Below are 5,621 nucleotides of genomic sequence, written 5' to 3'. Positions count from 1 at the left end.
GCTCTCAACCAACCCCCCGAGCCCCTCCGCCTCGGCCCCTCCGACGACGCGGAATGGGCGGCCTTCGCCGCGGAGTCCCTCCTCCGCGCAGCCGACACCGCCGCCCTCGGCGACCTCAGCCTCGAACGCCGCACCCGCGCCTCGATCGACCTCTCCTGGAACGCCGTCGCCAGCGAGATCGCCGCGGCAGCGGAACGCGCCCCCGAGGTCGAGTCCGCCGTACTCCCCCTGCGCGCCCGTATCTCCGTACGCGCCGGCCTCGGCAACCTCGCCACCGGCCTGCGCCCGCCCGCCACCGGCCACGACAACCCGCACTACTTCGACGACGCGGCCTGCGTCCGCGCCTGCGTCCTGGCGGTGGCCCACCCGGGCGACCCCCGACGCGCCGCCGACCTCGCCGAGTTCGACGCCCGCTACACCCAGGACGGCGACGGCGTGCACGGCGCCCGCGCGATGGCCGCAGCGCTCGCGCTGGCGCTCACCGGCGCGGACGTCGACGACTGCGCGGCCGCCGCCCTGGCCGAGCTCCCCGCCGGGACGGAGATCGGCCGCAACGCCCGCCACGCACTCGACCTCGCCCACCGCCACAGAAAAGAAGGAACATTCGCTCTGGTCCCCCTTCTGGAGCACCAGATCGTCGACCACGTCTACAGCTACGGCATCGCCGCCGCCGAGACCGTCCCCGTGGCCCTCGCCCTGGCCACCGCCGCGCGGGGCCGGATCGCCGAGGCCGTCCCCGCCGCCGCCTGCCTCTCCCGGGTCGCCGACTCCGCCCCGGCCCTCGCCGGCGCCCTGACCGGCGCACTCGGCGGCGGCACCGCCATCCCCGACACCTGGCGGGACGCCTGCCGCACCCTCTCCGGCTGCGCCCTCCCCCGTCTCACCGGCACCGACCTCGTCCACCTGTCCGAACTTCTCGACACAGCGCAACTCCCCACCACCCCCGGCGTTAGCCGGGCATGACGCCCGCATCCCAACCCGCACCCGTCCCGGCGCCCGCCCCCGCGGCCGTTCCGGACGCCGCACTCGACGAACGCATCACCGGCGCCCTCGTCGGCGCCGCCGTGGGCGACGCCCTGGGCGGCCCGGTTGAGGGCTACACCCCGGAGCAGATCCTCGAACGCCACGGCGGCCGCGTGCACGGCGTCGTCGGCCCCTGGAACGGCGACGACTGGCGCACCGCCCGCCCCATCGCGCCGTACCACAAGGGCGACGGCCACGTCACCGACGACACCTTGATGACGCACGCGCTCGTCCGGGTGTACGACCGCGTACGCGACCACCTCGACGCGTACGCCGTCGCCGAGCACCTGGTGCCGGACATGATGACGACCCCGCGCTGGATCCCCGAGCTGGAGGCCGAGGCCCTCCCCCTCCAGCGGGTCTTCCTCGCCGAGAAGTGGCTGGTGGCCCGGATCCACTACGGCCACATCGACCCCCGCGAGGCTGGCACCGGCAACATCGTCAACTGCGGCGCCGCGATGTACATGCCCCCCGTCGGCCTGGTCAACGCGGCCGACCCGCGCGGCGCGTACGCCGAGGCGCTCGACGTCGCGGGCGCCCACCAGTCGTCGTACGGCAGGGAGGCCGCGGGCGTGTTCGCGGCGGCCGTCGCCGCGGCGTGCACACCGGGCGCGACCGCGGAGTCGGTGATCGAGGCCTGCCTCGCCCTCGCGAAGGACGGCACCCGCGCGGCGATCGAGTCGGTGTGCGAAGTGGCCCGCCGTCACACGGAATTCGAGTCGGCGCTGCGGCCGCTCCGCGAGGCGGTCACCCCGTTCGACACGGTCGGCCCCGACTACCGCGCCCCTTCCCTCGGGGCCCGCCGCCCTTCCCGTCTGCACGCGATCGAGGAACTCCCCATCGCGCTCGGCATGTTGCTCGTGGCCCGCGGCGACTACCGGCACACGGTGCTGGGTTCGGTGAACTACGGCCGCGACTGCGACTCCATCGCCACGATGTCCGGCGCCCTCGCCGGCGCGCTGGGCTCGGACGTCCCGTCCGACTGGGCCAAGACGGTGGCGGAGGCCAGCCGCCTGGACCTGCACGCCCCCGCCCGGACGTTGACGGACGTCACGCTCCGGATCCACGACCAGGACGTCCGCCGCCGTCGCGCCCACGAGTCGGCCTTCACCGCCCTGGCCCCGGTCCGGTGACCCCCCTGCGCCTCACCTGGGTCCAGCCCGAGGACCTCCTCGGCCACGAACTCCACCAGGCCCGTCAGGACGGCCGCGAACCCTCGGCCATCGCCGCCCGCTGGCGCGCGGCGGGCGGCCCCCCGGCCCCTCTCCGCGCGGGCGCCTCCCCCGACCGGGCTTCCCGCTACCTCCGTCAACTGGCCGAAGACCTCCTCGACGAACTGGCGGACCTGCCCAGTGCCTTGGCGGAGGACGAACCGACGGCCCTGCCCGGAATCAAGGCCCAGTGCCCGGACTGGCCCGCGCACCCGCCCCAGTCCGATCGGCCCACTCCGGCCGCCTACGCATCCCGCCTGGAAGCCGCCTGGCTGGGCCGCGCCGCCGGCTGCCTCCTCGGCAAACCCGTGGAGAAACTCCCCCTCCACGCCATCCGCCGACTCGCCTCGGCCACCGGCAACTGGCCCCTCACCACCTGGTTCACCGCCCGCGGCGTCCCCCCGGAACTCCTCACCGCGCACCCGTGGAACCGCCGCTCGGCCCCCACCTCCCTCGCCGAGAACATCGACGGCATGCCCGAGGACGACGACCTCAACTACCCCCTGCTCAACCTCCTCCTCCTGGCCCGCCACGGCCGGGACTTCACCACCACCGACGTAGCCACCCTCTGGCTCGACGAACTCCCCGCGGGCCGCACCTTCACCGCGGAACGGGTCGCCTACCGCAACCTCCTCTCCGGCGTCGACCCACCCCGCACCGCCCGCCACCGCAACCCGTTCCGCGAGTGGATCGGCGCCCTGATCCGCGCCGACGTCCACGGCTGGACGAACCCCGGCGACCCTGCCGCCGCCGCCGAGCAGGCCCACCGGGACGCCACCCTCACCCACACCGCCAACGGCGTCTACGCGGCGATGTTCGTCGCGGCCACCATCGCCGAGGCGGCCACCGGCGCCCACGACGTCCACCAGTGCCTGCGCACCGGCCTGACGGTCGTCCCCCCGCACTCCCGCCTCGCGAAGGCGATCGACCACGCTCTCCGACTGGCCACGGAGATCCGGGACTTCGACACGGTCGTCGACGAGCTGCACGCCACCTACGCCGACCACCACTGGGTCCACGCCGTCCCCAACACCGCCCTGCTCACCGCCGCCCTCACCCACGCGGACGGGGACTACACGGCCTCCATCTGCCGTGCGGTGTCGGGCGGTTGGGACACCGACTCCAACGGTGCGACGGCAGGCAGCATCGCGGGCCTCCTGACCGGCTCCCCGAACGCGCTCCCCGAACGCTGGACGGCCCCCCTCAAGAACCGCCTGGCCACCTCGATCGCCGACTTCAACGGCATCGGCTTCGACGCCCTTGCCCACCTCACCCTCCGGGAGACCCTTCACCCATGACCCAGGCGCCACTCCCGCCCCGGGCGACGCACGCCCCCGCGCTCAGCCACCTCCGCGTCCTCGACCTCGCCACGCTCTTCGCGGGCCCCCTCGCCGCCACGATGCTCGGCGACTTCGGCGCGGAGGTCATCAAGGTCGAGCACCCCACGAAACCGGACCCGTCCCGGGGCCACGGCCCGTCGAAGGACGGCGTGGGCCTGTGGTGGAAGCTACTGGGCCGCAACAAGCGCACCCTGACGCTGAACCTCTCCACCCCGGGCGGCCGGGACACCCTCCTCCGGCTCGCCGCCACCGCCGACGTGATCATCGAGAACTTCCGCCCCGGCACGCTGGAGAAATGGGGTCTGGGCTGGGAGGAGCTGTCGGCGGCCAACCCCGGTCTGGTCCTCGCCCGCGTCACCGGCTTCGGCCAGTTCGGCCCGTACGCGCACCGCCCCGGCTTCGGCACCCTCGCCGAGGCCATGAGCGGGTTCGCCGCGATCACCGGCGAGCCGGACGCCCCACCGGTCCTGCCGCCCTTCGGCCTCGCCGACTCCATCGCGGGCCTCGCGACGGCGTACGCGGTGATGACCGCGCTCGCCGCGCGTGACCGCACCGGACAGGGGCAGACGGTCGACATGGCGATCATCGAGCCGATCCTCACCGTCCTCGGCCCCCAGCCCCTCTGGTACGACCAGCTGGGCCACGTCCAGCCCCGCACGGGCAACCGCTCCGCGAACAACGCGCCCCGCAACACCTACCGCACGGCGGACGGTTCCTGGGTGGCCGTGTCCACCTCGGCCCAGTCGATCGCGGAACGCGTGATGCGCCTGGTCGGACGGCCCGAGCTGATCGACGAGCCCTGGTTCGGTTCAGGGGCGGAGCGGGCGCGGCACACGGACGTCCTGGACGAGGCGGTCGGCGCGTGGATCGCCCGCCACACCGGGGAGGAGGTCATCGAGGCGTTCGAGAAGGCGGAGGCGGCGGTGGCCCCCATCCAGGACGTACGGGAGGTGATGACCGACCCCCAGTACCGCGCCCTGGACACGATCACCACCGTCGACGACCCCGACCTCGGTCCCCTGCGCATGCAGAACGTTCTCTTCCGCCTCTCCACCACCCCCGGCGCGATCCGCTGGGCGGGCCGTCCGCACGGTGCCGACACGGACTCGGTCCTGACCGAACTGGGCCTGTCCGCACCGGAGATCGAGACCCTCCGCCAGGAGGGCGCCCTGTGACCCCCCAGCCACCGACGCCCTTCCCGCTGACCTGGCTGTACGTCCCCGGCGACCGCCCGGAGGTGGTCACCAAGGCGCTCGCCTCCGGCGCGGACGTGGTCATCGTGGACCTGGAGGACGCGGTGGCTCCCGACCGCAAGGCCTACGCCCGCGCGGCCACCGCCGAGCTCCTCTCCGCACCGCCGCCCGTACCGGTGCACGTACGCGTCAACGCACTGAACACCCCGGACGCCGAGAAGGATCTCGACACCCTCGCCCCGCTCCCCGGCCTGACCGCCCTCCGCCTCCCGAAGATCACGTCCCCTGCCGAGGTGGCGAAGGTCGCGGAGCGGACCGCGCCGGCGGACGGAGGAGCGATCCCCCTCTACGCCCTCCTCGAATCGGCCCTGGGCGTGGAACGGGCGTACGACGTCGCCACCGCGCACCCCGCCCTCCGGGGCATCGCGCTCGGCGAGGCCGATCTCCGCGCCGACCTGGCCGCCGGCGACGACCGGGCCCTCGACTGGCCGCGCTCCCGGGTGATCCTCGCCGCCCGGGCCGCCGGCCTCCCGTCGCCCGCCCAGTCGATCTACCCGGACACGAGGGACCTGGAGGGCCTGGCGGACACGTCCGCGCACGGGCGCGCGCTCGGCTTCCTGGGCCGTGCCGCCATCCATCCCCGTCAGCTCCCGGTGATCGAACGCGCCTACACTCCCACTGCCCAGGAGGTGGAGTCGGCCGAGCGGACCCTGCGAGCGGCGACCACCACGGCCGGGGCCCAGGCCCTCCCCGACGGGCACTTCATCGACCCGGCCGTCGTCGCCGCGGCGCGCAGAACCCTGACCCTCGCGGCCCGCCCCAGCAGGCTTTGATCGCCCCCGCCGCCCCTACCC

At 74.5% G+C, this 5,621-nt stretch carries 5 protein-coding genes; all 5 read left to right on the top strand.

The features are described 5' to 3' along the window. The coding region (locus P1P70_RS39670; protein ID WP_319246571.1) for an ADP-ribosylglycohydrolase family protein at positions 1–963 on the top strand (963 nt) is incomplete at its 5' end. Beyond that, a complete protein-coding gene (locus tag P1P70_RS39665; protein WP_319246569.1) occupies positions 960–2,156 on the top strand; it encodes an ADP-ribosylglycohydrolase family protein in 1,197 nt (398 codons plus the stop codon). The genes P1P70_RS39670 and P1P70_RS39665, both read left to right, overlap by 4 nt. Then, complete coding sequence (locus P1P70_RS39660) at positions 2,153–3,532, top strand: ADP-ribosylglycohydrolase family protein (RefSeq protein WP_319246567.1); 1,380 nt, start codon at positions 2,153–2,155, stop codon at positions 3,530–3,532. The genes P1P70_RS39665 and P1P70_RS39660 overlap by 4 nt, the downstream gene beginning before the upstream one ends. Further along, on the top strand, positions 3,529–4,749 hold the full coding sequence (locus tag P1P70_RS39655) for a CoA transferase (RefSeq protein ID WP_319246564.1): 1,221 nt from the start codon (positions 3,529–3,531) through the stop codon (positions 4,747–4,749). The genes P1P70_RS39660 and P1P70_RS39655 overlap by 4 nt, the downstream gene beginning before the upstream one ends. Further along, positions 4,746–5,600, top strand: coding sequence for a CoA ester lyase (locus P1P70_RS39650; RefSeq protein WP_319246561.1), 855 nt, complete (start codon positions 4,746–4,748; stop codon positions 5,598–5,600). The genes P1P70_RS39655 and P1P70_RS39650 overlap by 4 nt, the downstream gene beginning before the upstream one ends. Positions 5,601–5,621 lie beyond the last annotated feature (21 nt).

Source organism: Streptomyces sp. MB09-02B (assembly GCF_033794485.1).
Classification (GTDB): domain Bacteria; phylum Actinomycetota; class Actinomycetes; order Streptomycetales; family Streptomycetaceae; genus Streptomyces.
This window is presented reverse-complemented; position numbering and strand designations above follow the sequence as displayed.

What these genes read in the sequence shown, in the direction of transcription:
- P1P70_RS39665 (WP_319246569.1), top strand. Translation starts at nt 960, where the DNA reads ATGACGCCCGCATCCCAACCCGCACCCGTCCCGGCGCCCGCCCCCGCG.
- P1P70_RS39655 (WP_319246564.1), top strand. Translation starts at nt 3,529, where the DNA reads ATGACCCAGGCGCCACTCCCGCCCCGGGCGACGCACGCCCCCGCGCTC.